The sequence below is a fragment of the Microbulbifer epialgicus genome, assembly GCF_041447265.1.
GTDB classification, from domain to species: domain Bacteria; phylum Pseudomonadota; class Gammaproteobacteria; order Pseudomonadales; family Cellvibrionaceae; genus Microbulbifer; species Microbulbifer epialgicus.
Window position 1 is genome coordinate 1 of sequence record NZ_JBGMEK010000221.1, and the last position, 1364, is coordinate 1364.

General features: G+C 43.2%; 1 protein-coding gene. It reads left to right on the plus strand.

Annotated features, from left to right (window positions below; all coding sequences use genetic code 11):
* Positions 1-713: 713 nt before the first annotated feature.
* Positions 714-1265: a hypothetical protein gene (locus ACCI49_RS24635; protein WP_371841904.1), complete on the plus strand. Its 552-nt coding sequence runs from the start codon at positions 714-716 to the stop codon at positions 1263-1265.
* Positions 1266-1364: the final 99 nt, after the last annotated feature.

Here is a 1364-nt window from a genome sequence, read left to right on the forward strand (position 1 = left end):
AAACTTCCTCAAAGGCACAGTGGGTGATGCGATAAATCTCCTCATGGCTGCGTGTGCCTGGAACTTGAGAAAATGGATGATCAGGGCGCTGGAGGCGTTTTTTTGTGCCCTAAAAAATCGTTTTCACCTATTTTTATGATCTCAAATCCGTTCCGGCTAATAATGCGGATATTTTACTTACGTTTTGGAAGGTGGATTTAGTCCGAATCGCCCCGTAAACCCTCATTACACCGTGCTGGAGGCAAGTGTTTGGTTTTTTTTCAGGGCCGACTACTTACTTTATATCCGGATAAAGACTACCTATCAAGAAAGGCAAGGAAGAGTGGGCAGGCGGGCCGGATCTTTACCCGTGATGATTCTGGAAGAAAATCGTTGACCGGTTGGCTCGGCAATGTACTGCAGCTTTTGGGGCGCGTAGCTGGCTGCGCCATAATCCGGAAGAGGGAAAAAGCCGGTACTCCGCTAATCTTTTAGTATATCTCTTCTTGGCTGAGGGATACAGGCCTCACTTGCTAACCTTTCATCGGTTACTGGCGTATATAACCTGTAAAAGGAGGGATGTCGCGTAATATTTGCAGGGAATTCCTCAAAAGTGGATCTGCAGAATATCATATGTAAAAAGACGACTAAAATATCTTGGTGTATAAACAGGGTGGGTTGCTCGATGGATTTGGCCAATCAATATAAAAACGTTAAGGATAATCACCGGAACAATGAAAATACCAGCCTTATTTCTCGTCTTTGTCTTGAGTCAATGTGTGCAAGCATCTTGTCATCTGGAGGAGTATGAACGTTTCTTGAATACCCAGAGCCTGGTGATGCTGGAGGCATCCGTTAAATTGTTTGAAGAAGACAATAGTAAATTCAAGACCATTAAGCCATTTGTGAAGTTAGAAGTCAGAAATAACAAGCTGAAAGTTTATATTGCCAAGAAGTTAAGCAAGCTCAATCCGGAAGTACTTAATCTGACCGGGCCGATTGCAAACTTAGTGCCTAGTGTATCGGTTCAGATTATGCCAGATGGTTCAATAAGAGATAAGGTGGATCTGGCAATGACAGAAGATCCATTTTATCGCCAGGAAAAAGCTGCCATGAAACCATTTGAGAAGTTGTACTTATATCATGAAGGTATGACGGAAGCCGAAAAGAAACGATTTCTTAGTGCAAGGAACTCTCTCAGTAAGCTTATGGAAACCAATGAGCAGTTTGAGTTTATGAAGAGAGCCTTTACTACCTCGCTAGAGAGTGTTTGCCCTGTCGATTAAAAGCCATTGCTCGATACTCGTAACCGTCCGGTAATTCCATCTATTCAGCCAAGTTCTACGCTGTAATTTAGGTGTCCACCAATCAACAAGTGGACACCT